At 71.0% G+C, this 24,546-nt stretch carries 21 protein-coding genes and 1 tRNA gene; 10 read left to right on the forward strand and 12 right to left on the reverse strand.

Annotated features, from left to right (window positions below; all coding sequences use genetic code 11):
• The first annotated feature begins 13 nt into the window (after positions 1-13).
• From O0235_RS12415 to O0235_RS12435, 5 genes are all read left to right on the forward strand, one after another.
• Positions 14-1,543, forward strand: coding sequence for a phosphoglucose isomerase-related protein (locus tag O0235_RS12415; protein ID WP_270056096.1), 1,530 nt, complete (start codon positions 14-16; stop codon positions 1,541-1,543).
• On the forward strand, positions 1,540-3,015 hold the full coding sequence (malQ, locus tag O0235_RS12420) for a 4-alpha-glucanotransferase (RefSeq protein WP_270056097.1): 1,476 nt from the start codon (positions 1,540-1,542) through the stop codon (positions 3,013-3,015). The genes O0235_RS12415 and malQ overlap by 4 nt, the downstream gene beginning before the upstream one ends.
• Complete coding sequence (locus O0235_RS12425; protein ID WP_270056098.1) at positions 3,008-4,033, forward strand: LLM class flavin-dependent oxidoreductase; 1,026 nt, start codon at positions 3,008-3,010, stop codon at positions 4,031-4,033. Before malQ ends, O0235_RS12425 begins: the two co-directional genes overlap by 8 nt.
• 69 nt (positions 4,034-4,102) lie before the next feature.
• A complete protein-coding gene (locus tag O0235_RS12430) occupies positions 4,103-5,110 on the forward strand; it encodes an aldo/keto reductase (RefSeq protein ID WP_270056099.1) in 1,008 nt (335 codons plus the stop codon).
• A gap of 87 nt (positions 5,111-5,197) precedes the next feature.
• Entirely contained in the window at positions 5,198-6,841 is a 1,644-nt protein-coding gene (locus O0235_RS12435) for a thiamine pyrophosphate-binding protein (protein WP_270058075.1), read from the forward strand.
• Between the two features lie 72 nt (positions 6,842-6,913).
• Here the strand turns inward: O0235_RS12435 and O0235_RS12440 are convergent, their stop codons facing one another.
• Entirely contained in the window at positions 6,914-8,212 is a 1,299-nt protein-coding gene (locus tag O0235_RS12440) for an LLM class flavin-dependent oxidoreductase (protein WP_270056100.1), read from the reverse strand.
• Positions 8,213-8,373: 161 nt separating this feature from the next.
• On the opposite strand from O0235_RS12440, the gene O0235_RS12445 reads away from it, so the two are divergent.
• From O0235_RS12445 to O0235_RS12455, 3 genes are read left to right on the forward strand one after another with little or no spacing between them, the layout of a single operon-like run.
• Positions 8,374-8,853 carry a MarR family winged helix-turn-helix transcriptional regulator gene (locus tag O0235_RS12445; protein ID WP_270056101.1) on the forward strand — a complete coding sequence of 160 codons (480 nt, stop codon included), beginning with the start codon at positions 8,374-8,376 and terminating at the stop codon, positions 8,851-8,853.
• Between the two features lie 2 nt (positions 8,854-8,855).
• Positions 8,856-9,173, forward strand: a complete 318-nt coding sequence (locus tag O0235_RS12450; protein WP_270056102.1) for a hypothetical protein — start codon at positions 8,856-8,858, stop codon at positions 9,171-9,173.
• A 49-nt stretch (positions 9,174-9,222) separates the two neighbouring features.
• Positions 9,223-9,906 carry a prepilin peptidase gene (locus O0235_RS12455; RefSeq protein WP_270056103.1) on the forward strand — a complete coding sequence of 228 codons (684 nt, stop codon included), beginning with the start codon at positions 9,223-9,225 and terminating at the stop codon, positions 9,904-9,906.
• 4 nt (positions 9,907-9,910) lie between these two features.
• On the opposite strand, the gene O0235_RS12460 is transcribed toward O0235_RS12455, so the two are convergent.
• The 8 genes from O0235_RS12460 to O0235_RS12495 form a co-directional block, all read right to left on the reverse strand.
• The gene (locus O0235_RS12460; protein WP_270056104.1) at positions 9,911-10,813 is read right to left on the reverse strand and encodes a type II secretion system F family protein; all 903 of its coding nucleotides are present in this window, start codon (positions 10,811-10,813) and stop codon (positions 9,911-9,913) included.
• Positions 10,814-10,817: 4 nt separating this feature from the next.
• Positions 10,818-11,768 (reverse strand): type II secretion system F family protein, encoded by a 951-nt coding sequence (locus O0235_RS12465; RefSeq protein WP_270058076.1) that lies wholly within the window; start codon positions 11,766-11,768, stop codon positions 10,818-10,820.
• 5 nt (positions 11,769-11,773) lie between these two features.
• Positions 11,774-13,462: a TadA family conjugal transfer-associated ATPase gene (locus O0235_RS12470; protein ID WP_270056105.1), complete on the reverse strand. Its 1,689-nt coding sequence runs from the start codon at positions 13,460-13,462 to the stop codon at positions 11,774-11,776.
• A 28-nt stretch (positions 13,463-13,490) separates the two neighbouring features.
• Positions 13,491-14,750 (reverse strand): CpaE/TadZ family protein, encoded by a 1,260-nt coding sequence (locus tag O0235_RS12475; protein WP_270056106.1) that lies wholly within the window; start codon positions 14,748-14,750, stop codon positions 13,491-13,493.
• Positions 14,751-14,824: 74 nt separating this feature from the next.
• Complete coding sequence (cpaB, locus tag O0235_RS12480; RefSeq protein WP_270056107.1) at positions 14,825-15,712, reverse strand: Flp pilus assembly protein CpaB; 888 nt, start codon at positions 15,710-15,712, stop codon at positions 14,825-14,827.
• 131 nt (positions 15,713-15,843) lie between these two features.
• Positions 15,844-17,352 (reverse strand): vWA domain-containing protein, encoded by a 1,509-nt coding sequence (locus tag O0235_RS12485; protein WP_270056108.1) that lies wholly within the window; start codon positions 17,350-17,352, stop codon positions 15,844-15,846.
• A gap of 31 nt (positions 17,353-17,383) precedes the next feature.
• On the reverse strand, positions 17,384-17,890 hold the full coding sequence (locus O0235_RS12490) for a TadE/TadG family type IV pilus assembly protein (RefSeq protein WP_270056109.1): 507 nt from the start codon (positions 17,888-17,890) through the stop codon (positions 17,384-17,386).
• 97 nt (positions 17,891-17,987) lie between these two features.
• Positions 17,988-18,173 carry a Flp family type IVb pilin gene (locus O0235_RS12495; RefSeq protein WP_098503739.1) on the reverse strand — a complete coding sequence of 62 codons (186 nt, stop codon included), beginning with the start codon at positions 18,171-18,173 and terminating at the stop codon, positions 17,988-17,990.
• Between the two features lie 406 nt (positions 18,174-18,579).
• On the opposite strand from O0235_RS12495, the gene O0235_RS12500 reads away from it, so the two are divergent.
• Positions 18,580-19,164, forward strand: coding sequence for a methyltransferase family protein (locus O0235_RS12500; RefSeq protein WP_270056110.1), 585 nt, complete (start codon positions 18,580-18,582; stop codon positions 19,162-19,164).
• 29 nt (positions 19,165-19,193) lie between these two features.
• Here O0235_RS12500 and O0235_RS12505 read toward each other — a convergent pair.
• Positions 19,194-19,267, reverse strand: a tRNA-Gly gene (locus O0235_RS12505).
• Positions 19,268-19,354: 87 nt separating this feature from the next.
• Here O0235_RS12505 and O0235_RS12510 point away from each other — a divergent pair.
• Positions 19,355-21,778, forward strand: coding sequence for a glycosyltransferase (locus tag O0235_RS12510; protein WP_270056111.1), 2,424 nt, complete (start codon positions 19,355-19,357; stop codon positions 21,776-21,778).
• On the opposite strand, the gene O0235_RS12515 is transcribed toward O0235_RS12510, so the two are convergent.
• Both O0235_RS12515 and O0235_RS12520 read right to left on the reverse strand, forming a co-directional pair.
• Positions 21,775-23,301, reverse strand: a complete 1,527-nt coding sequence (locus O0235_RS12515; protein WP_270056112.1) for an MptA/MptB family glycosyltransferase — start codon at positions 23,299-23,301, stop codon at positions 21,775-21,777. The genes O0235_RS12510 and O0235_RS12515 overlap by 4 nt on opposite strands.
• Positions 23,276-24,499, reverse strand: a complete 1,224-nt coding sequence (locus O0235_RS12520; protein WP_270056113.1) for a glycosyltransferase family 2 protein — start codon at positions 24,497-24,499, stop codon at positions 23,276-23,278. Before O0235_RS12520 ends, O0235_RS12515 begins: the two co-directional genes overlap by 26 nt.
• Positions 24,500-24,546: the final 47 nt, after the last annotated feature.

Raw genomic sequence — 24,546 nt, forward strand, 5'->3', positions numbered from 1 at the left:
CGCCGGAGGTTCCATGCTGCCGGCTCCGCTCCAGACCGCGGTCCGCGCCCGACTCGAGGCGATGGCTGCCGCCGACATCATCGGGCGCACCTGGGCCCGCGACCACACCGTCTGGCAGCCCGAACCCGCCGAGTGCGCCGACCGCCTCGGCTGGCTCACCGTCCACCAGCAGATGTTCGCCCGCCTCCCGGCTATCGCAGCGCTGCGCGACCGGCTCCGGGCCGAGGGCTGCGACACCCTCCTCCTCCTCGGCATGGGCGGCTCCAGCCTCGCGCCGGAGGTCATGACCTCCTCCTTCGGCCCCGCTGAAGGAGCGCTCCGCTTCGAGCTGCTCGATTCCACGGACCCGCGGCAGGTCGCAGCGCTGCTCGGCCGCCTCGACCTCAGCCGCACCGCCGTCGCCGTCTCCAGCAAATCCGGCACCACCATCGAGACCCGCAGCCAGTTCGCCCTCTTCCGCGACCGCATCAGCAACCCGGCCCGCTTCATCGTCATCACCGACCCGGGCACCCCGCTCGAGGCCGACGCCCACCGCCTCGGCATCCCCCACCTCTTCCTCAACCCGCCCGATATCGGCGGCCGGTTCTCCGCGCTCTCGCTCTTCGGCCTCGTGCCGGCCATCCTGTGCGGCGCCGACGTGCCGGGGATGTTCGGCCGCATCGGCCCGATGGTCCAGGCGTGCCAGGAGCGGCGCAGCCTCGAAGCGAACCCCGGCGCACGACTTGGCGCCGTCATCGCCGAGGCCGCCCTCGCCGGCTGCGACAAGCTCACCCTCTTCCTCCCCCACGCCGTCGAAGCGCTCGGCCACTGGATCGAGCAGCTGGTCGCCGAGTCGACCGGCAAGCGCGGCCGCGGCATCCTCCCCGTCGAAGCCGAGCGCATCGGCCCGCCGGCCGTCTACGGCGAGGACCGCCTTTTCGTCGCCTACGGCCCGCTCGACGGGCTCGACGAACTCGAAGCCGCCGGGCATCCCGTCATCCGCCTGCCCGAAATCGGCCCGCTCGACCTCGGCGCCGAATTCTTCCGCTGGGAGTTCGCCACCGCCGTCGCCGGCCATATCCTCGGCATCAACCCGTTCGACCAGCCGAACGTCGAGGAATCGAAACGGAACGCCCGGCGGGTGCTCGAAGGCGGCGCGCCCGAGCCGGCCGCTGCGCCCCCGGCGGAGGTCCYGGGCTCGATTCGGCCCGGCGATTACCTCGCCATCCTCGCCTACCTCCCGCGCGACCGCGCCACGGCCGACCGCCTCGAACGGGCGCGCCACGCCTTCCGCGACCGCCTCCGCATCGCCACCACCGTCGGCTTCGGGCCGCGCTACCTCCACTCGACGGGCCAGCTCCACAAGGGCGGCCCCGATACCGGCGTCTTCCTCGTCGTCGAAGACCCGCCCGCGATCGACGTGCCCGTCCCCGGCGAGTCCTTCACCTTCGGCCAGCTCGAAGCAGCGCAGGCGCGGGGCGATATCGCCGCTCTCCTCGAGCACGGCCGGCGCGTGGCCCGGCTCTCGCCCGCCGAGCTCGAAGCGCTGGCCGCCGCGCGATGATGGGCCGCCGGCTGGGAGGCGTCCTCCTCCACCCGACATCGCTGCCGCACCCCGGCACCCTCGGCGAGCCTGCGCTGCGCTTCCTCGACCTGCTCAGCGCGGCCGGCGCGGGCGCGTGGCAGATGCTGCCGGTGTGCCCGCCCGGCCCCTACGATTCGCCGTATGCCGGCCGCTCCGCCTTTGCGGGCGACGACCGGCTCATCGACCTCGAGTGGCTCGGCCGGCGCGGCTGGCTCACGGCCGCCGAGGCGGCCATCCCGCAAACAGGCGCCGCCAACCGCGCCGACTTCGCTGCTGCCCGCGCACTCCGGGCGCCCGTCCTCCGCCGCGCCTTCGACCGGTTCATGGCCGCTGGCGGCCGCGACCGGCTGGACGCCTTCGCCGCGGGCCAGCCGTGGCTCGAGGACTACGCGCTCTTCGAAGCGCTGCGCGAGCTGACCGGTCAGCCGTGGTGGGAATGGCCCGCCGAGTTCCGGGAGTACCCGCCCCGCCGGCCGCTCCCCGGCACCGCGCTCGCCGAGGAGGCCGAGTTCCACCGCTTCCTCCAGTACGTCTTCGATGCCCAGTGGCAGGAGCTGCGCAGCGCCGCCCGCGCCCGCGGCATCCTCCTCATCGGCGATATGCCCATCTTCGTCGACCGCGACAGCGCCGACCACTGGTCCCGCCGCGGCCTCTTCCTGCTCGGCGAGGGGGGCGAACCTGCCGTCGTCGCCGGCGTCCCGCCCGATGCCTTCAGCGACACCGGCCAGCGCTGGGGCAATCCCCTCTACGACTGGGATGCGATGCGCGCCGACGGCTACGCGTGGTGGGTCGCCCGCTTCCAGCGCGCGCTCGAACTCTTCGATGCGGTCCGGGTCGACCACTTCCGCGGCTTCGTCGCCGCCTGGCATATCCCGGCGAACGAGCCGACCGCCGTCAACGGCGCCTGGGTTCCCGGCCCCGGCCGGTCGCTCTTCGATGCGCTCGAAGCCCGGCTCGGCCGCCTGCCCATCATCGTCGAGGACCTCGGCATCATCACCGACGACGTCCGCGCGCTCCGCGACGAGCTCGGCTACCCCGGCATGGCCGTCCTCCAGTTCGCCTTCGGCGGCGACCCGCACAACCCCTACCTCCCCCGCAACCACCGCGCCAACCAGGTGGTCTACACCGGCACCCACGACAACGACACTACCCTCGGCTGGTGGCAGCACCTGCCCGAATGGGAGCGCGACAACGTGCGCCGCGAACTCGGCACCGACGGCTCCGCTATCGTCGACGACATGATCCGCGCGGCGATGCACTCCGTCGCAGAGACGGCCGTGATCCCGATGCAGGACGTTCTCGCGCTCGGCAGCGAACACCGGATGAATCACCCGGGCCGGGCCGAGGGCAACTGGACGTGGCGGTTCGCATGGGAACAGGTCGACCCGGGGCGGCTGGCGTGGCTTGCCGCCCTCGCCCGCGAATCCGGGCGGAGCCCCGCCGGTGGCTGACCTCGCGCTCTCCGTGCTCGACCAGTCGCCGGTGCGCCGCGGCGGCAGCCCGGCGGAGGCCATCCGCGAGACGCTCGAACTCGCCCGGCTCTGCGACCGGCTCGGCTACCGCCGCTACTGGCTCGCCGAGCACCACAGCGCAGGCTCGCTCGCCTCGGCCGCGCCGGAGGTGCTCATCGCCCGCGTCGCGTCGCTCACCAGCGGCATTCGCGTCGGCTCCGGCGGCGTCATGCTGCCGCACTACGCGCCGCTCAAGGTCGCGGAGCAGTTCCGCATGCTCGAGGCCCTGTTCCCCGGGCGGGTCGACCTCGGCATCGGGCGCGCCCCGGGGAGCGACACCCGCACCGCCCGCGCGCTCGGCGGCGGCGCCATCACCGGCCTCGAAGCGTACCCGCAGCAGCTCGCCGACCTCGAAGGCTTCCTCGCCGGCGAGCTCCCGGCCGGCCACCCGTACCGGGGCGTCACCGCCCAGCCCGCCGGGCCGGCGATGCCGGAGCTCTGGCTCCTCGGCTCTTCCGGTGTGAGCGCCGCGCTGGCGGCCGAGCGCGGCTGGGCGTTCTGCTTCGCCCACTTCATCACCGAAGAGGGCGCGGCGGAGACGCTCCGCCGGTATTCCGCCGGATTTCGCCCGTCGCGCTGGCTCGAACGGCCGCGGCCGGCGCTCGCCGTCGCCGTCACCTGCGCCGAGACCGACGAGGAGGCCGAGCACCTCTCGTGGAGCCGCTGGGGCGCCCGCATCATCTCCCGCGCGCGGCCGGGCGAGCCGCCCGGCATCCCCTCCCCGCGTGACGCGATGGCGTTCGACTACACCGAAGCCGAGCTCGACTACCTCGCCTACCTCCGCCAGTCGTCCATCTACGGCAGCCCCGGCGCCGTCGGAAGCCGGCTCCGCCAGCTCGCAGCCGAATCCGGCGCCGAAGAGCTCGTTATCGTGACCATCACCTACGACGCCGCGGCGCGGAAGCGGAGCTACGAGCTGCTCGCGCGGGAGTTCGGCCTCGCGCCGCGGCACGGCTGACCCGGCTGCAGACCGGCCGCCGGTGGCGTACGCTCCCCTCACCGCATCCACCACCCGGAGGTCGCACCCATGGAGTACCGCCCGCTCGGGCGCACCGGCATCCGCGTCAGCCCGCTCTGCCTGGGCGCAATGATGTTCGGCGGCAAGACCAGCGCGGCCGATTCCGCCGCCATCATCGACCGCGCCCTCGATGCCGGCATCAACTTCATCGACACCGCCAACGTCTACAACCAGGGCCGCAGCGAAGAAGCCGTCGGCGACGCCCTCCATCGGAACGGCCGCCGCGCCGATGTGATCCTCGCCACCAAGGTCCACGGCCGGATGGGCGATGGACCCAACGCCATGGGCAACACCCGCCGCCACATCATCGAGCAGTGCGAGGCCAGCCTGCGCCGGCTGAAGACGGACTGGATCGACCTTTATCAAATCCACCGGCCCCAGCCCGACGTGCCCATCGACGAAACCCTCCGCGCCCTGGACGACCTCGTCCGCTCCGGGAAGGTCCGCTACATCGGGACGAGCACCTTCGCCGCCTGGCAGCTCGTCGAAAGCCTCTGGGTCTCGAAGGAGTACGGCCTCGAGCGGTTCGTCTGCGAGCAGCCGCCCTACAACCTCCTCGACCGGCGCATCGAGCGCGAGGTGCTGCCCGCCGCGCGGGCCTACGGCTTCGGCATCATCCCGTGGAGTCCGCTGGCCGGCGGGCTGCTGACCGGGAAGTACTCGCGCAACGCGCCGCCGCCGGAAGACAGCCGCTACGCCAACCTCGATGCGAACCCGATGTACCGCCGCCGGATGAACGACGCCATCTGGGACGTCATCGAGCCGCTCGAGCAGCTCGCCCGGGACAAAGGCACCACCCTCTCCCGCCTCGCGCTCGCGTGGTGCATGCACCAGCCCGGCGTCACCAGCCCCATCATCGGCCCGCGCACGATGGAGCAGCTCGAAGACAACCTCGGCGCGCTCGACGTGACGATCACCGACGACGACCGCCGGGCGATCGACCGCATCATCCGGCCCGGCACCCACGTCTCGCCCTACTACGAAGCCGAATGGCAGGCCGGCCAGTACCGCTGGTAGGCCGGGCGCCAATCCCCGTTTGACACCCCTCCCGGGGCGCCGGTAGCGTCCCGGCCACACCCCATCCCGGAGGAACCCGTGCAGGAGATGACCGGCGGCGAAGCCGTCTACCACGCCCTCCGTGCGCTCGGCGTCGAACACGTCTTCGGCATCGTCAGCGTCCACAACATCCCCATCTACGACGCCATCCACCGGCTCGGCGGCATCACCCCGGTCGCTGTCCGCCACGAGCAGGGCGCGCTCCACGCCGCCGACGGCTACGCGCGCGCCACCGGCCGCCTCGGCGTCGCCATCGCCAGCACCGGCCCCGGCACCACCAACGCCATGACCGGCCTCTACGAAGCGCAGTTCGCTTCCAGCCGCGTCCTCCTCATCACCGGGCAGGTCGAGTCGCTCTTCTACGGCAAGGGAAAGGGCTTCCTGCACGAAGCCGAAGCCCAGCTCCCGATGCTCCGCACCGTCACCCGCCGCGCCGAGTCCGTCCGCCGAACCGAAGACATCGCCGAGACGATCGTCAGCGTCGCCCGCGACATCTCGACCGGCAGGCCCGCGCCGGGCGCGGTCGAAATCCCGATCGACCTCCAGTACGCCCGCGCAGAGGTCGACGTGCCTCACGTCGAAGGCTGGCCCCGGGTCCGGCCGCAGCGCGAAGCGCTCGGCCGCGCGGCCGACGTGCTGAAAAGCGCCCGCCGCATCCTGCTCTGGGCGGGCGGCGGCGTCCTCGCGGCCGGCGCCGAGGCCGAACTCCGGCAGCTCGCCGAATCGCTCGGCGCGCCCGTCGTCACCTCCGCCAACGGCCGCGGCGCCATCCCCGAGGACCACCCCCTCGCGCTCGGCCCGCTCTCCGCCCATCCCGGCCTGCAGGAGGTGTTCGAGCGCGCCGAGGCCGTCCTCGCCGTCGGCACCCGCTTCCAGGCCGGCCCGACCCGGAACTGGACGCTCCCGCTCGGCGGCCGGCTCATTCACATCGACGCCGACCCGGCGGTCATCGGCCGCAGCTACCGGGCCGACGTCCCCGTCGTCGGCGATGCCCGGCTCGCCCTCGCGGCGCTCCTCCGCGACCTCGAAGGGCACCGCGCCGACCCGGACTACGCCGCCCGCGCGGCCGAACTCCGCGATGCCGCCCGCGAGCAGATCCGGCGCGAAATCGGCCCCGACTACGCCGCGATCATGGACGCCATCCGCGAACTCGCGCCGCGGGACGCGCTCATCGTCCGGGATGCGACGGTGCCGGCCTACCTCTGGGGCAACCGGCTCCTCCCCATCCTCTCGCCCCGGACGTCGATCTACCCGACTTCGGCGGCCATCGGGCCGGCGCTGCCGCTCGCCCTCGGGGCGGCCATCGGCGCCGGCCGGCCGGCCGTCGTCATCCAGGGCGACGGCGGCTTCATGCTCAACATCGGCGAACTCGCCACCGCTGCGCAATACGCCGTGCCGGTCATCGTCTGCGTCTTCAACGACCGCGGCTACGGCGTCCTGCGCACCATCGAAGGCCGCACCTTCGAAGGCCGCCAGTTCGGCGTCGACCTCGCCACGCCTGATTTCGTCCGCGTCGCCGGGGCGATGGGCATCCCGGCCGAGGCTGTCGACTCGGCGGCGGGCTTTCGGGCCGCGCTCCAGCGGGCGCTCGAGCGGGGCGGCCCGGCGCTGCTCGACATCGATATGTCGCGGCTCGTGCCGATGGGCGGCCTCGGCACGCCCCCGCCGAAGCGGCAGCCCGCGGAAGGCTGACGCTCGCCCGCCATGCAGCGTGGCCCTCCCGGGGCGGGGAGGGCCACCACCGTGTCCAGCGGGCTGGACGGCTCAGACCTGCGTCAGCACCTCGCGCATCTTCCGCCAGCGCTCGGCCCGGATGCGCGCCGCGCCTTCCAGGTTCGACGTGTCGACCTCGGCGATCATCGCGCCGTACGCCGCGTAGACCGGGATCTCGTCGTCGGTCAGCTCCCGCATCCGCTGCTTCCGCTGGAGCGCCTTTTCGATGTACGGCGCCAGCTCGTCCATCTTCTGCCGCTGGCGCCGCTCCTCTTCCTCCTTGAATTCCGGCATCACCTCGGCTGCGAACAGCTCCAGCGCCTCGCAGATGTGCTCGTGGCGGTTCTTCCCGCCCTGCTGGATGAACACGGTCTGGTCCACGCCGGCCTCCGCAAACTTCCGCAGGTGCTGCCGCAGGTCCTCCGGCGTCCCGATGCCGTCCGTGCCGCCGCCGAGGAAGTCGAGCTGCTCCGCCCCCATCGCGGCCTTCACGCGCTCATAGTTCTCCCAGATGTTCGTCCGGCCCGGCTTGTGATGGCCGAAGACATAATGATGGCCGAGCCCGAACTGGAAGAACTTGAAGCCGTCGAAGCCGCGCCGGAACGCCTCCTCCCGGTCGTGGTGGATCGAGAAGCTCGTCACCATCGCGATGTTCGGGTTCACCGTGTGGCCGATCGGCACACACTCCCGCTTGAACGTCTCGTAGTAGTCGTCCACCCACTTTTTCGCCTCCGCCGGGTCGACGAACGCGAACGTCAGCGCGCCGATGCCGAGCTGCGCGGCGAGGTGGATGGTGTCCCGGTTCGAGCATGCCACCCAGAGCGGCGGGTGCGGCTTCTGCACCGGCTTCGGAACGACGTTCCGCACGGGCATCGAGAAGTACTTCCCCTGGTAGCCCGGGTACGGGTCCATCGCCATCATGTTGCAGACCTGCTCGGTCGTCTCCAGCCACATCGCCCGCCGCTCGGCCGGGTTGATGTTGAAGCCCTCCAGCTCTGCCCGGGAGGCCGATTCGCCCGTGCCGAACTCGACGCGGCCGTTCGAGACGAGGTCCAGCGTCGCGATCTCCTCCGCGATGCGGGCCGGGGGGTTGTAGTTCGGCGGCATCAGCTTGATGCCGTGCCCGAGCCGGATGCGTTTCGTGCGCTGGCTCGCCGCCGCGAGGAACACCTCGGGGCAGGACGAATGCGAGTACTCCTCGAGGAAGTGGTGCTCTACCTCCCAGGCGAAGTCGATGCCCAGCCGGTCGGCGAGCTCCACCTGGTCCAGCGCGTCCTGGAAGAGCTTCAGCTCGGCGCCGTCGTCCCACGGCCGCGGGAGCTGGTGCTCGTAGAAAATTCCGAACTTCATTCGAACCCTCCTGTTGCGGGCGGAGTCTAACAGAACCCTTAGCGCAATGCGAACTTCTCCCGGGCAGCGCCATCGCATCCCGGCATTTGCGCATCCTCAGCCGCACCCGCAGAATCCACCCCGGGGACACGGGCGGAATTCGTACGTACCGGAGAAGCCACGTGAAGCGCCAGCCACGCACCCCCGAAGTCGAACGGGCCATCACCGCCCTGTTCCGCGCGAGCGCACTCCTCGACCCGATCCGCCTCACCCTCTGGGACCGCGAAAACCTCACCGTGACCCAGCTGCGCCTCCTCGGCCACCTCGCCGAGCAGGAGGGCCTCAGCAACGCCGAGCTCGCCGAGCGCCTCTACGTCACCCGGCCCTCCGTCTCCGCGCTCCTCGAGCGGCTCGAGCGCGGCGGCTTCATCCGCCGCGAAGTGGCCCCGAACGACCGGCGCAGCATCTGCATCTGGCTCGAACCCCGCGGCCGCGCCGTCGTCGAATCCCTCCGCGAGGAGCTCCGCGAGTATGCTGCCGGGCTCATGGAGCACATGTCCCCCGCCGAGCTCAACGACTTCGCCCGTTCGGTCGAGCGGTTCGTCGAATCCGGGTCCCTCCGCCGCAAGCGGGACCTCCAGGTCGAAGACCCGGACATCTGACTGTGCCCGGCGACGAGCCGCCCATCCGCCTCGCCGACGTGCTGTCCATGGCGTCCTCGCTCGCCGACTACCGCCTCGAGCCCGTCATCACCTTCGAGCACCTCCGGCTCGCCGTCGCCGTCCTCCTCGGCGAGACGGACCTCGCCGCGCTCAGCCGCGGCGTCTCGCCGCTGGTCCCCCGGCGCGCGCCGCCTTCGCCGGACGACGCTGTGCGCAGCTTCGCCCGCCGGTGGAGCGAGCGCCTCGGCGGGGCGTTCGAACCGATCAGCCCGGCCGACCTCGAAGCCATGCGCGCCGAACTCGCACCGCCCCCGGGTTGAAACCCGATTCCGTATTGCCGGTAATCCGCCCTGCGCCGATAGTCCCCGCGTGGACTGGGCGTTCGAGGCTGCCGCGGGCCTGCTGGGCGCGCTGTTCGGGTACTGGTTCCCCGCGCAGCAGCACCGCCTCTATCGCGAAGCAGCGTTCCGCGAAGCCCCGGCCCGCGGGGCGCGCCTGTTCGCCCTGCGCGCCTTCGCGATGCCGGCCGGCGCCCTCGCCGCCGCCCTCGCCTTCCGGCCGGGGCAGCCCGGCGGCCTCGCCTCCGCGCTCACGGCGGCGTTCTGCCTGCTGCTTATCGCCATCAGCTCCACGGACTTCGATCGGCGGCGCATCCCGAACGTCCTCGTCTACCCCGGCATCCTCGCCGCGGTCGTCGCCGCGCCAGCCTGGCCCGACCGCTCCATCGGCAGCATCGCCGCCGGCGGTGCGGCGGCGCTTGCGGCGGCTGTCCTCCTGCTCCTCCTCGGCGCGCTCGCCGGCGCTGCCGCCCGCTCGCGGGAGACGGCCTTCGGTCTCGGCGATGCCAAGCTCATCCTCCTCATCGGCCTGCTCACCGGCTGGCCGGCGGTGCTCAGCGCTCTCCTGCTCGGCATCGTCGCCGCAGGCATCGTCGCCGGCGTCCTTCTCGTCCTCCGCGGCCGGGGCTCGACGTACAGCTACGGCCCCTACCTCGCGGCAGGGGCCGTCGTCGTGCTCCTCTGGTTCGAACGGTTCGATACGCTCGGCGGCTGAGGCCCTACAGGTTCTTCAGCTGGATGATCGCCGGGCCGCCGATCACGATCATGATGGCCGGGAAGATGAAGAAGACCAGCGGGAAAACCATCTTGATCGGCGCCTTGAAGGCCGCCTCCTCGGCCCGCTGCCGGCGCTTCGTCCGGATGACGCCGGTCTGGACGCGGATGACGCCGCCGATGGAGATGCCCATCGCCTCCGCCTGCACGATCGCGTTGATCAGCTGCCGCAGCTCGTCAACGCCGGTCCGGTCCGCCATGTCGAGGAACGCGTCCCGGCGCGAGCGGCCCATCTGGATCTCCCGCATCGTCCGCGTCAGCTCCTCCGCGAACGGGCCCTTCACCTTTTCGATGACGCGCGTGAACGCCGCATCGATGCCGAGCCCCGCCTCGACGGAAGCCGTGATCAGGTCGAAGGCGTCCGGCAGCGACTTCCAGATCTCCTTCTGGCGGCGGCGGATGCGGCCGAGCAGGTAGATCCGCGGCGCATACAGCCCCAGGCCGGTGAGCACCGCGAACACCAGCAGTGTGCGCTGCGCGTCGAGCCCCGCGCCCATCGCGTAGACGAGGCCGAGCAGCGGGAACAGCCCGGCGAACACCGCCACGAGCGCGATGAACTGCCCCGGCTTCAGCCGCAGGCCCGCCTGGACGAGCGCCATCTCCACCCGCTCTTCGATCGACGACGGCAGGATGGCGTTGATCTGCCGGTTCACGTTCTGGATGAGCGGCTTCAACACGCGCTGGGTGAAGGCCGCCTCCGGGTCCGGCAGCGCCTCCCGCGCCGGCCGCGTGTACCGCAGGCCGCCGAGGCGGACGTCCATCGCCGAATTGCCCGCCCCCCGGTACAGCAGGCCGTAGGTCATGAGCGTGATGAACAGGAACGTGCTGAAGGCGATGAGCATCTCCATCGCGCTACACCTCGATATTCACGATGCGCTGGATGATCAGGTAGCCGATGACCTCGCTGACGAACGCGCCCATCAGCATCAGTCGCCCGAGGGGGTCCGTGAACAGCAGCCCCGTGAAGTCCGGGCTGATCATGTAGAAGATGATGAGCAGGCCGATCGGGATGCCGCCGATGACGTAACCCGTCATCCGCTGCTGCGACGTCAGCGTCCGGATTTCGCCCTTGATGCGCTCGCGCTCGCGCATCGTGTGGGCGACGTTGTCGAGGATCTCCGCCAGGTTTCCGCCCACGCTCCGCTGGATCAGGATCGCCGTGATCACGATGTCGAAGTCCGGGCTGCCGACGCGGTCGTTGAGGGCCGCGAGCGCCTGCTCGACGCTCGCGCCCATCGCGGTATCGCGCAGGGTGCGCCGGATTTCGACCGAGAGCGGCGCCGGGATCTGCTCGGCCGAGGCCTCCATCGCCTGGAGCAGGCCGAAGCCCGCCCGGAGGCCGCTGGAGAGCATCTGCAGCAGCTCGATGAGCTGCCCCTCCATCTTGTGCAACCGCGTGGCGATCCGCCGTTTCAGCCACAAGCCCACGAGGAACCAGCCGAGCGGCGCCAGCATCAGCCCGAAAATCGGCAGCGGCAGGAGCATGACGCCCACGAGCGCGAACAGAACCGCAACGACGAGCCGGAGCGTGAAGTACTCCTTCGCGTTCAGCGTGAGCCCCGCCCGCTCCAGGTCGCGCGACCAGTTCGCCGCGATATTCCCGGAGATGAGCGTGATGCCGGCGAAGTTCACCGACGCACGCCGCCGAAGCCGGGCCCGCGTCTCCTGCGGCAGCTGGGCTTCGGCCTCGCGCAGCTTCTTCAGCCGGGCCGAGGCCTCGACGCTGCTCCCGCCGAAGCCGAAGAACCAGAGCGCCAGCGCTGTCGCGAAGATGCCCGTCGAGATCGCTGCGAGGATCAGCATCAGGGTCACCAGCCTTCCCCGGTGCCGAACAGATTGTTCGGCAGCTCGATGCCTGCGATGGCGAATTTGTGCGCGAAGCCGGGCCGGATGCCCGTCGGCCGCATCGACCCGTGCACCTTCCCGTCTTCGTCCACCCGATCCAGCTTGAACAGGAAGATGTCCTGCAGGGTGATGGTGTCGCCCTCCATGCCGCTCACCTCCGTCACGTGGGTCACCTTGCGGGAACCGTCCTGGAGGCGGCTGAGCTGGATGAAGATATGAATCGCCGAGGCGATCTGCTCCCGGATGGCGCGCGACGGCAGGTCCATGCCCGCCATCAGCACCATGTTCTCCAGGCGGGAGAGCGCTTCGCGCGGGTTGTTCGCGTGGATGGTCGAAATCGAGCCGTCGTGGCCCGTGTTCATCGCCTGCAGCATGTCGAACGCCTCTTCGCCGCGGACCTCGCCGACGATGATGCGGTCCGGGCGCATGCGGAGGCAGTTCCGCACCAGGTCGCGCTGCTTGATCTGGTTCTTCCCTTCGATGCTTGCGGGCCGCGCCTCCAGCGTGATCACGTGGTCCTGCTGGAGCCGGAGTTCGGCCGGGTCTTCGATGGTGATGATCCGCTCCGTGTTCGGGATGAAGGCCGAGAGCGCGTTCAAGATGGTCGTCTTCCCGGTGCCCGTACCGCCGGAGATGATGATGTTCAGGTGCGCGCGGACGCACATCGCGAGGAACTCGGCCGTCTGTTCGCTCAGCGCGCCGACCGCAATCAGGTCCGCCATCCGCATCTTGTCCGCCCGGAACTTCCGGATGGTGATCGTCGGCGCCTTCGGCGAGGCCGGCGGGATCGTGATGTTCACGCGGGAGCCGTCCGGGAGGCGGGCATCGACCATCGGGCTCGATTCGTCAATGCGCCGGCCGAGCGGCGCCACGATCCGCTCGATGATGCGCATCACGTGCTGCTTGTCGCGGAACCGCACCGGGCTCCGGAAGATGCGCCCCTCCCGCTCGAAGTAGACCTTGTCGATGTCGTTGACCATGACTTCGGAAATGGACGGGTCGCGCAGGAGCGGCTCCAGCGGGCCGAGGCCGAGCGCCTCGTCGGCCACGGCCTCGAGCAGCTCGTCGCGCGACATGCCGCCGAGCTGGAGGCCCTCCTGCACGAGCAGTTCGCGCGCCGCCTTGATGACCGCTTCGCGCTGCTGCTCCGGGGCGAGACCTTCCAGCGCGCCGTGCTCCAGCTCTTCGATGAGCAGTTCATGGAGGCGGATCTTGGTCGCCTCGGCGACGGGGTTGGCGCCCTGCGCCCGGCCGCCCGGGGCATCCACCTGGACTGGCCGCACCGGGCGGAGCGGGGCTCCCTGCGGCGCATCGGGCGCAGCGGCAGGCGCAGGCTGCGCAGCGGACGGCCGGAGGAGCCCCCCGGCGCGCTGCTGCCCGGGAATGCCGGGCGGCGGGGGCGGCGCGGCGGGCTCGATGTGGCCCCACGGCTTGCCGGTGGAGGGCCGGCCGAGCTGGCCGGAGGGCCGGAGCTTCAGCGCCTCCGGATTGCCGATGGGCTGCGCCGGCCCGGGGTTCGCCGGCGGCTGCTGGCCTTCCGGCCGCGGCCCGGCGCCCTGGTCGCCCGGGAGCAGCCGCCGCCGCGCGCCCCAGCCGAATGCCGGGCGCTCTTCGCCGCCTGCTGCACGTCGTTCGCGAAAGTCATCCGGCATGGCTCAATCCCCTGGTTTTTCGAATTCGCTAGGCGCTCTTCTTGAACAGGCCCCCGAGCAGCCCGCCGAGGCCGCCGCTCTTCTTCGCCTTCGACCGCGCCCGGATCCCCGCGAGCGCCCGCGCAATCTCCCGGATCTCGGTCGCGACGCGGCTGTTCGGCCGGCTCAGCACGATCGGCCGGCCCAGCTGCGCCGCCTTCACCACCTCGGTGTCCTGCGGAATCTTCCACCACAGGTCCGTGTCGAGCGTCCGTTCGACGTCCTTCTCGCGGACGCCGGTGTCGACGCCCGCCCGGTTCAGCACCACCTTGATCCGCTCGTCGTCGTTGCCGAACCGCTCGTGCAGCATCTCCAGGGCGAGCACCGTGTCCTTGATGCTCGCCATATCGAGGGTGGTGATCAGCAAGATCATCGTGCCCACCTCGATGGCCGCCGCGACGATCTCGTTGAACGTCCCGGGCGTATCGAGAATCACGAAGTCGTGGGTCTGTGACAGGATGTCCACCACATCCCGGATGTGGGCGGAGCTGAGGTTGCGCCAGTCGCTCGGCCGCGTCGGCGCCGGCAGAATGCGCACGCCCGACTCGTGCTCGACGAGGTATTCGCGGAGCGTGTTCCGGTCCACGTTGTCGAGGTTCCGCGCCAGGTCGGCGATCGACCGCTCGACGGGGATATCCATCGTGATGGCGACGTCGCCGAAGCGCGTGTCCATGTCGACCAGCGCCACCGTCTGGTGAGCCTCAGTGGCGAGCGCGACGGCGAGGTTCGATGCGATGGTCGTCTTCCCGATGCCGCCCTTCGCGCCGAAGACGGTGATGATCGTGCCCTGGGCGACCGGGTCGGCCAGTTCGCCGCGCCGCCGCATCGCCTCCCGCTCCTTCTTCTCGAGCACCTTCATGATCGACGTCTCGAGCTCCTCCGGGTCCAGCGGCTCGACGAGGTAGTCCGACGCGCCGCCGACCATCGACTGGCGCATCAGGCGGATGTTCGCCTCCGTCGAGAACACGATGATCGGCAGGTCCGGCAGGCCGTCGTTGATGCGGGAGAGCGTCTGCACCGGGCGGACGAGCGGCTCTTCGATCCGCATCAGCACCAGGTCGGGCCGCATCTGGAAGCAGAGGGTGAACGCCTCCACCCCGTACCCGGCAGTCCCGAGAATCCCGAAGCCCAGCATCTGGAGCGTCTTCGCCAGTTCCGCCGAGCTCTCCCGGTCCGGGTCAACCACGAGAAGCTGAGGTACTCGTGCCATCGTCGTCGTTTCCTCCACCGTCTGCACCCCGGCGACCACCAGGGGCCTGCATCGTCCTGCGCTGGTGCGGGCGCCGCCGGGGCAGCGCCCGCGCTGTCGTCACTCCCGCGGCCTCACCGCACCGGGAACAGGTCGTCGTACGTCCACACCTGCTTGCCGGTGATCGGGTCCGTGTCGCCCTTCTGCCGCGGCAGGATGCGGTACTGGCCCACGTCGTCGCGCATCGCATCGATGAGCGCCACTTTCGCCGCGAGGTCCGGCGGAAGCGCCAGCGTGATCGAGATCGCCTTCTCGTAGGTCGCGGCTTCCTGCTTCACGGCGCCCGCCGTCGTGGCCGACGTGCCGGCGCTCGAGCCGTCGCCGCCGTTCGCGCCGTCGACCTTCGGGACCGTCTTCACTACCGCCTGGGCGACGGCGAGGACTTCGACGTCCTGCGCGATGTAGCCCGCCACCACGTTCGGCTTCTCCTCGCCCGTCAGCGGGTCGACCTTGCTCAGCGTCGTGATGCCGAGGATGTCGACCCGGTCGCCCGGCTGCGGCAGGCCCGCCGCAATCCACGCCTCGTGCGGCACCTGCAGCGAAATCGCCCGCATGCCCTGCGGCACCTTGTAGGCGAGCGTGTCCTGCCCCACGTACGTCGTCACCTTGGCATCGATGACCTGCTCGCCGGCGTACATCGGCGCGGTGGCGACCTTGCCGACGAGCGTCGAGAGGTCGCTGTCCTTCACCCGGCCGGGCAGGAGCGCCGTCGCCGGGATCGTCCGCGTCGTCAGCATGTCGGACGTGATCTTTTCGCCGACGTTCACGTCGCGCGTCAGGACGACGACGGTTTCCGCGCCCTCGCCGGCGAAGATCTTGCTGTTGACGTCTTCCCCGCCGCCGCGGCTGTTCAGGAACGCGAAGACGAGCAGGGCGCTCAGGAGACCGAACGCGCAGGCGAGCAGGAGCACGCCCTTGTTCCGGTTCGAACCGCTGGTGGCTGCCGCAATCGATCTGTTCACGTGACTACTCCTCCCCTTGCTATATCGGCGGTCATACGGTTCCCCTACAGACCGCCCGTCGAATCCGCCCCGGAAGCGGCATCCCCGCCGGGGAGGCGGGGATGCCACGGTGTGCGTGCCGAAGCCGGGCGTCAGCGCACCAGCGCGATGTGCGTCTGCTCGGCGACGGCCTGGAATGCCTCATCGAGCTGGGCCGTCGTCGGCGCGTGGTAGAAGTGGCCGCCGCCGATGGTGGCGATGTCCTGCAGGAACGCCGTGTTCAGGTCGTTCCCGAGCCCGATGGTGAAGATGAGGATGTCGCCGTTCCTTGCGCGCTGCGCTTCCTGGCGCGCGTGGTGTTCCGCCTGCGACACGCCGTTGCCCGTCGTGCAGCTCGTGCTGTTGTACGCGTTCGGGTTGTAGGTCGCGCTGCCGCAGTACGTGTTCGCCACGCCGTCCGTGAGGAGGACGAGCACGCGGACGGCGTTCGCCCGTTTGCCGGTGCCGTCGAGCACCTGGCGGCCTACCGCGAGCCCGTGAGCGATGTTCGTCGCGCCCGCCGGCCAGAGGATCGCGTCGAGGCTGCCGCGCACGTTCGCGAAGTTCGCGGTCAGGTTCTGGCTGATGGCCGCCGTCGTCGAATACCGCACCGCGCCGATCTTGTCGTACTGGCTGTCGAACAGCGTCGTGAAGTACTTCGCCGCGTCGATGGCCGAGTCGAATGGCTCATGCGGCCCGTTCACGGTCGTCGTCGGTGTCCGGTAGCTCGCGAGCTCGCAGTAGTCGTTCGTGTTGGAGTAGCCGGTGCGGTTCGCCCAGACTTCTGCGTACATCGCGTGAGAGGTTGCGGCCGTCATCACCCCGGTCGCGTCGTTCCGCTGCCCGCGCTGCACCGTGAGCGTGTTGTTGGCAACGTTCACGTTCGTGATGCGCATGATTTCGTTGTCGATCATGATCATCCCGGCGCGGAGTCCCGAAGCCGACCGCTGCCAGTAGGGCGTCGTCGAATTGAAGGTGGTGCCGAAGTTCGCCCGGTTCGTCGAAGCGTTCGTGCTCGCGAAGATGCGGACGTCGTTCAGGCGGATCGTCGTCTGCGTCGCGTTGATGTTCTCCGCCAGCCGCGGGAAGGCGAAGCCGCCGGCGGGCGTCAGCCGGCCCGGGCTCATCTGGTAGGCGACACTCGATTCCACCTGCCGGAAGCTGTCGAAGCACATCGACCCCGAGATATCGAACACCACCACGATATCGAGCACCTGCGATTCGGCGTCGCCTGAGGCGGAAACGTTCCAGTGCGTGACCCCGAACAGCCGCGCGAACCAGGTCGGGATGCGCGCCGAGGCCTGCACCCGGACCGCCTTGTTCCCCTCCGGGTACGTGACGGCGAACTGCACGTTTTCGCCCTGGCTCCGGATGAAGCCGGAGTTGTCGAGCCAGTATTCGGTCGCTTTCGCCGCCGCGTCGGTCTCACTGGGCATACTCTGCGCGGCGGCGAGCGCAGCCGCGTCGACCGCCGCCTGCATCTGCGTCCGCGCCCAGACGTAGCGGCCGACATCGATGCTCATGGCCACGAAGCCGAGAAAGATCAGCAAAAACAGCGCGAACAGCGGCAGCGCCTGCCCGCGCTCACTGCGATGAAGCCGATTCCAGAGCGAACGCGCCATCGTTCGCCTCCTTTTCCTGGTCACCTTTCGGTCATTCGAGCCGCATCGACGCGTGGGAACGGATCGTGAGGTTCGCCAGGTTCCCGCCCGAGACGAGATTGACGATGTTCCCAATCGGCGTCACCCACTGGAAGTTGTAGGCGACATCCACCTGCACCATCGAGCCGCGCGAGCCCTGCACGTTCGCCGTCGTGATGGTGACGCGTGACGGATCGATGTTGCACTGGCTCGGGTAGTTCGCGCAGAAACTGTCGTAGATGCGGGTCTGCACCGTCGAAAGGTCCGACTGGACCGCGGCGATGCGGGCGCCCTCGCGGGCGGCGTTCGTGATGAGCAGCCAGGTGTGGAAGGCCCGCCCAAACTCCACCATGCTCATGAACAGGAGCACGAAGAGCGGCAGGATCATCGTGAATTCCACGAGCGCCTGGCCGGTCTCCGTCTCCCGGAAGCGCCGCAGCAGCCGCCGCAACGCCGAACGCCGGGGCGCGCCCGGCTCTTCCATCCCCGCCCCGCGGGGTTCCTCTGCCGCTTCGGTCATGGCTGCAGACTCCTGTCTGATGGCAGAAGGGGTGGGGTACTGCCGTGCCCCACCCCTTCGCTGCTGGCCGCCTCGCCGGGGTTACCGGCGATTCGGACTAGATGCTGCCGGCGACGTTGTTCAGCGCGTTGGCGATGTTGCCGCCGAGGAGCGTGAGGGCGCCGATGCAGACGATGGCGATGAGGGCGAGGATCAGGCCGTATTCGGCGAGACCCTGGCCTTCCTCGTCGCGCGCCTGCCACGCGGCGACCTTGCTGACGGCCCAGTTGCGAAGCTTCGACATGTCGGTTCTCCTACCTCTCTTTGGGGTCCCTGCCCCGGGTGTGTTCGCCCTCGATGTCAGCGTCCGACCTGCGGGCCGCCTGGCCCGGAGCCGTCCGTCGAACCTCCGCGAACCCCTCATCGGGTTTGGCCGTCGCGTCGGTCGCCTTCCGGCGGGGCGCCACCATCGGTGGAGCTACTCGCAACTTCGGCCGCACCCCAGGGCCCCAAAAGACCAGTCACCCACGTGCAACTGCTTCGTTCCCCCGTCCGCCCGCCGCGCCCCGGGACTGCTGCCCCCGGATTCCCCTGCCGACCTTAGGAATGACGGCTGCCCGAATTGCAGCCAGCAGGGGGGAACGCCGATGCCGACTGCCGGGGCGACTGCCGAAAGCCTGTCACCTTCGCCGTGGAAGCGGCGCGTTTCCATGGCGCAGGACGCCGCGCTCGTCGTCGTGAGCGCCCTCTTCTTTTATGCGCACGGCCGCTCGGCGCTCGAAGGCCACTCCGCCGCCAGCGCCTTCTTTGCCATCGAACAGGCGCTCCTCATCGGCATCTTCCTCACCCGCCGGCGGCCCATCTACACCTCGACCCGCGTCTACGACTGGGTGATCGCCACGATCGGCGGCTGGTTCGCGCTCGCCTCCCGGCCGATGCCCAGCGGCGGCATCCTCGAGGCGTACGGCATCGGCCTCCAGGTCGTCGGGCTGACGTGGGTCATCGTCAGCTTTGCCACGCTCGGGCGGAGCTTTGGCGTCGTGGCCGCGAACCGCGGCCTGAAGACGTACGGCCCCTACCGGCTGGTGCGCCACCCGATCTACCTGGGCCACAACATCACGCTGGCCGGCTTCCTGCTCGCCAACCTCTGGTGGTGGAACGGCCTCGTCTTCGTGACGGTAGTCGTCTTCCAGGTGCTCCGCATCCAGGCCGAGGAGCGCGTCCTCCGCGCGACCGCCGATTACGAAAGCTACGCGAGCCGGGTGCGCTGGCGGCTGGTGCCGGGCCTGTACTGAGCGGTCCGGGTGCGGGCGCGCCGGTGAACTGGAGCGGGCGGCGGGAATCGAACCCGCACCTCAACCTTGGAAGGGTCGCGCGCTGCCACTACGCCACGCCCGCCCGCTCGGTGCCCGCTGCCGGGCCACTGCCATCCTACCAGAGCCCCGGCATTCGTTCGCAGCGGGCCGTCACTCTACCATGCGGCCCGTGCGCGTCCTCATCGTCGAACCGTTCCCCGGGCAGCGCTGGCGCAGCATCACCCGCTACGCCGACGGCCTCGCGCTCGCCCTCCGCTCGTCTGGTACGGAAGTGGTCCGGGTGTCCGCGCCGTGGTTTCCCCCGTCGCCGCTCCGCCCCGGGACCTGGGCATGGGCGCGCGAGCAGGCGGTCGCGGAAGCCCGCCAGGGGCGCTTCGACGTCGTGCACCTGGCCGACGTTCCCCTGGCGCACCATGCCCGGCGGTTCGGGCGCGGCACACCTGTGGCGGTGACCGTCCACGACGTCCTGGCGATGTCGATGCCCGGGTACTTCCACGGCCTGAGGGGATTCGCGCGGCGGCAATTCCTTCGGAGGCCGCTGTCAGGTCTGCGGGCGGCGAATCTCGTCGTCGCGCCGTCGAACTTCAACTCAAACGGCGCAGCTGGCTGGCAGGGCATCGACGCTTCCCGGCTGGCTGTCATCCCCAACCCGGTCGACCCAGCCTTCGTGCCGCTCGCCCGCGGGGCGGCCGAGGCGCGCCTCGCGGAAGCGGGCATTCGGCTGCCGGCCGCCCCGCGCATCCTCTCCGTGGGGCATGACGGCTTCTACAAGAACCTCCCCGCGCTGCTCGAGGCCATGCAGCGGCCGGAGCTCCGGCGTGCCTGCCTCGTCCGCGCCGGGACGAAGCTGAGCCCCCGGCGGTTCCCCCTGGTCCGGCGGCTCGCCGCCGAAGGCCGCCTCATCGAGGTCGGCCCGGTCGATGACCCCCTGCTCGTGCCGCTGTATGCCGCCTGCGATGTCCTGGCGCAGCCGTCGCTCGCGGAGGGTTTCGGCTATCCGGTGCTCGAAGCGATGCAGATGCGGCTCCGGTCGTCGCCAGCGACGGCGGCGCGCTGCCGGAAGTCTCGGGCGGCGCCGCCGTCATCGTACCGCTCGAGGAACCGGACTTCGCCGGGGCGCTCGCCCGCGCCCTCGCCGGCGTGCTCGGGGACGCCGGCCACGCCGAGCGGCTGCGCGACGCTGGCGCGGCCCGCGCAGCGGATTTCTCCGTCGAGGCCGTCGGCCGCCGGCTGCTCGACGCCTACCGCTCGATGGCGTAACCCGGGGCCGCGCTACCATGCCGGCGTGGGCATCGCCGCCGGCAGCCTCATCGCGCTCGCGTTCCGCTTCGGTGCGACGTTCCTGTGGGCCGTCATCGGCGTGCTCACTGCGCGCGCGCTCTCCGTCGAGGACCGGGGCGCCTACGCGTCGGCGGTCGTCTTCACTTCAGCCGTCGGCGGCGTGACGAGCCTCGGCGCGGCGACCGGCTATTTCGTCGCGAACCGGAAGCGGCTCCCCGCCGAGGTGGCCGGGAATGCGCTGCTCGTCGCCCTTGCGGCGTCCATCCTCGCCGCCGCGGGCGGCGCGCTCGCGTGGCTGCTCCTGCCGGGCGAACCGGGCCGGCTCGGCCTCATCGCGGGCCTGCTCCTGCCGCCGAACATCATCCGCAACACGCTCAACGGGGTCCTGCTGGGCGAAGGCAAGCTCGTGCCGTTCAACCTCTCGGCGAACATCCCGGTCGTCATCGGGTTCGCGCTGCTCCTCGGCGTCCTGCTCGGCGCGGGCGAACGCACCGCTCTCGCGGCGCTGGCGGCGTGGACGGTGGCGCAGTACCTCGGGCTTCTGCCGCTCGCCGCGTGGGGGAAGGGGTGGTGGACGTGGCTGCTGCGCCACCGCCCGGACGGCGCGCTGCTGCGCGGCATGCTCCGCTTCACCGCCGTGAGCGGGCTCGCTGGCGCCGTCGGCCTGCTCAACTACCGCATCGACCTGCTCCTCGTGGTCACGCTCGACAGCCGCGAGGGGGCCGGCATCTACGCTTCGGCCATCGCGGGCGCCGAGGCGCTCTGGCTCTTTTCGTCGGCGATCGCGATGGCGTCGTTTGCACGGGTCGGGGCGGAGTCCCGCGCGGAGGCGGCCCGGATCACGGCCGCCGGGGTGCGCCACACGCTCCTCATCGTGACGGCCGGCGCCGGGCTGCTCGCGGCGGCGGCCCCGTGGGCCATGGTCCTGCTCTTCGGGCCCGATTACCGGCCGGCGGCGCTGCCGCTGCGCATCCTCTGCATCGGCACGCTGCTCTACGCGCCGCAGGCGCTGCTCAACAACTATTTTGCGAACCAGCTGGGCCGGCCGAGCCTTGCACTGGCGCTCGGGCTCCTTTCCCTCGTCATCAGCGTCGCGCTGGGCCTGGCGCTCATCCCGGGGCTCGGCTTCGTGGGCGCGGCCTGGGCGACGACGGCGAGCTACCTCGTCTCCGGCTTCGCAGCCATCGCTCTCTTCCTCTGGCTCGCGCCGGTGCCGGGGCGCGACCTCTGGCGGCTGCGGCGGGCCGACCTCGAGCGCTACCCCGCGCTCGCCCGCGAAGTGACGCGGCTGGTGCGGCGGCCCGGCGCTTAGGCTCGCCGGCCGGCCTCGCGCACGGAGATGCTGCGCCGGCGCCGCGCGCGCCGCGGCCCTGCCGCCCGGGCGGGCAGCCGGGGTGCCCCCGGCGTGAGCCGCGGCCCCAGCCAAACAGCGAGCAGCGTCAGCGACCACGCCAGGACGACCGACCAGCGGACCGGCTCGGGGATGTTCCACGCGCGGTTGATGGAGAGCTGCCAGTTCAGCGCCAGCACCGGCAGGAAGGCCGCTGCGCTCCAGGCGGCCGCCCACCAGAGCTGCCGGCGGTCGCCGCCGATGGCCGCGAAGGGGAGAAACCAGATGAGATACCACGGCAGGAATCCCGGGAAGGCAGCGAACAGGAACAGGCCCATCACCAGCGCGACCGCCCGCGCGAGGTCGCGTCCTGTCTCGAGGCGATGCCGCGCGGCGACTGCGGCAAGAATGCCCAGCGCTATGACGTAACCAAAGAACACCATCCGGTCCTGGCCCCTGCCCTCGATGGAGAACAGCCCGGCGACGACGCCCCACGGGTTCGACGGCGCGACGGCGGTGGCCGGGCCGAGCGTGCCGTTGCGGACGGGGCCGAGCCCGAACGCATAGGCGAGCAGCAGGACCAGCCCGAGGCCGGCCGCTGCCCCGGCGACGGCGAGCCGCCAGCGCGGGAACCAGTAGGCCGCCAGCAGCGGCGCCGCAATGAGCAGCGCGTACTTGCAGAGGACGGAGGCGAGCCCTGCGAGGGCGGCTCCCGCCCGCGCGCCCCAGCCCGGCAGCGTCGCCAGGCCGAGCGCGGCGACGCCGAAGAAAGCCATGAGCGAATCGTTGTGGCCGTCGCCCGGGTATTGCCAGAGCATCATCGGGTTCAGGCCGATGAAGCCGGCTGTGAACGCCGCCTTGCCGCCGAACCTCCGCGCGATGATGCCCGCCGCCAGCGCCGTGCCGAGCAGGAAGACGCCGGCGATGACCTTCTGGCCGACGAGGTTCGCGCGGAACGAATCGCCGACGAACGGCAGCGCGGCGCCGCCGATGATGTACGCCAGCGGCCCGTAGCCGCTCGGGTTCGAACGGAAGACGCGCACCTCGTTCGCCACCGGGTCATCCACCTTGTCCGGTGTGCCGCTGAAATCCGCCGGCCATTTGCCGTGGAGCCAGAACGTGCGCACATCAGCGGCGAGGTGAACGGCGTCCGGGGAGGTCAGCGGCATGGCCGGCAGCATCGCGAGGCTGCAGAGCACGATGCCCGCCGCGGCCGCTGCGAACGCGTGCCGGAACCCGAGCCACAGCGCCCGCAGCGCCCCCGCGTAGGCCGCGAACATCACGAGGATGAGCAGGAACGTGTCGACGAGGTCCGGGATGCCGCCGCGCAGCACGCGCGAGATGCCGGCCCGCGCGACGATGTCGATGTCGTTCGCCAGGCTGACGCGGGTCGCGATGCCGAAGAACAGCACGCCTGCGAGGACGAGCACGGACCCGCTGAACAGCCACGGGGCCAGCGGAAAAGCGGCGCCCGCGCCGTCAGCGGCCGGCCGCTGGTTTGCCATGGGGCACCTCCGGCGTAGTGCGGCGGGTCGGCGTCCAGGCCTGCACCTGCGCGGTCAGCAGGGCCCACAGCCCGATGGGGAACCAGAGCAGGCTGAGGACGCTGTGGCGCAGTGCGAGGTCGAACCCCCGCCGGTTGAAGCTCAGCAGCCGCTCGCGCCAGGCGATGACGGCCGGGACGGTCCATTCTGCGGCGGCGACGGGCAGCGCTGCGGCCCGCGGGAGCGCCGCCGGGACGGGCAGCAGGGCGTGCAGCGCGGCGAAGCTCGCGCCCAGCCGGGTCAGCATCCGCGTCGGCGCGATGAGGTACAGCGCCAGGTCGAGCGCCCGCGCGTCGCCGCGCGCCGCCCGCAGCGCGAGCCGGGGCCACAGCCGGCGAACGACGAGCAGGTGGCCCCGAACCCAGCGGAGCCGCTGCCGGACGGACGTCCCGAGGTCCCGCGCCTCCCCCACCGCCACGCGCGTCTCGGAAACGTACGTCACGGGAACGCCGCGGAGCGCCAGCCGCACCGTCAGCTCGAGGTCTTCGGTCAGTGTCGTGACCTGCGGCAGCTCCTCGCGCAGCAGCGCCGGCCGGATGAACCAGCCGCACCCGCTGATCGTGGTGCCGAGGCCGAGGGACTCGCGCGGCCGCCACCAGAAGAGGTTGCGCGCGCGGCGGCCGAAGCCGTAGCCCTCGGCAATCCACTCGGGGTCGCCGATCGGGACCGTTTCGACTTGCAGGCAGCCCGCGCCGGGGCCGCGCCGGGCGACCGCCGCCAGCATCCCGGGCTCGACCCGCGCATCGGCGTCGAACACGCCGAGGTAGTCGTACCCTTCGCCGATGGCATCGAGGGCGGCGCGGATGGCCCAGGCCTTCCCGGGGACGGGGGACGATGTTTCGATGACCTTCGCGCCGGCAGCGCGGGCTGCGGCGGCGGTGCCGTCCGTGCAGTTGTGGGCCGCCACGAGCACGTCCCGCAGCTCCGCCGGGTATTCCTGCTCGAGGAGGTCGCGGACGACCCGGCCGACGACAGCCTCTTCGTCGCGCGCGCACACCACGAGAGCGAACCGGGGCCGCCATGCGGCCGGGGGCTGCGGCGGCTCGCGCCGCTTCAGGTAGCCGGCCAGCGTCACCGCCGACTGGTATGCCGAGATGGCGAGGACTGCTGCCTCAGCGGCGCGGATTGCCGGGCCGAGCGCGCGCAGCGGGATGGCCACGCCGGCCATTATGCCCGGGCCAGCCCTGTGGTCGAACGCGCCGCGCG

The sequence above is a fragment of the Tepidiforma flava genome (genome assembly GCF_027594505.1).
In the GTDB taxonomy this organism is placed as follows: Bacteria; Chloroflexota; Dehalococcoidia; order Tepidiformales; family Tepidiformaceae; genus Tepidiforma; species Tepidiforma flava.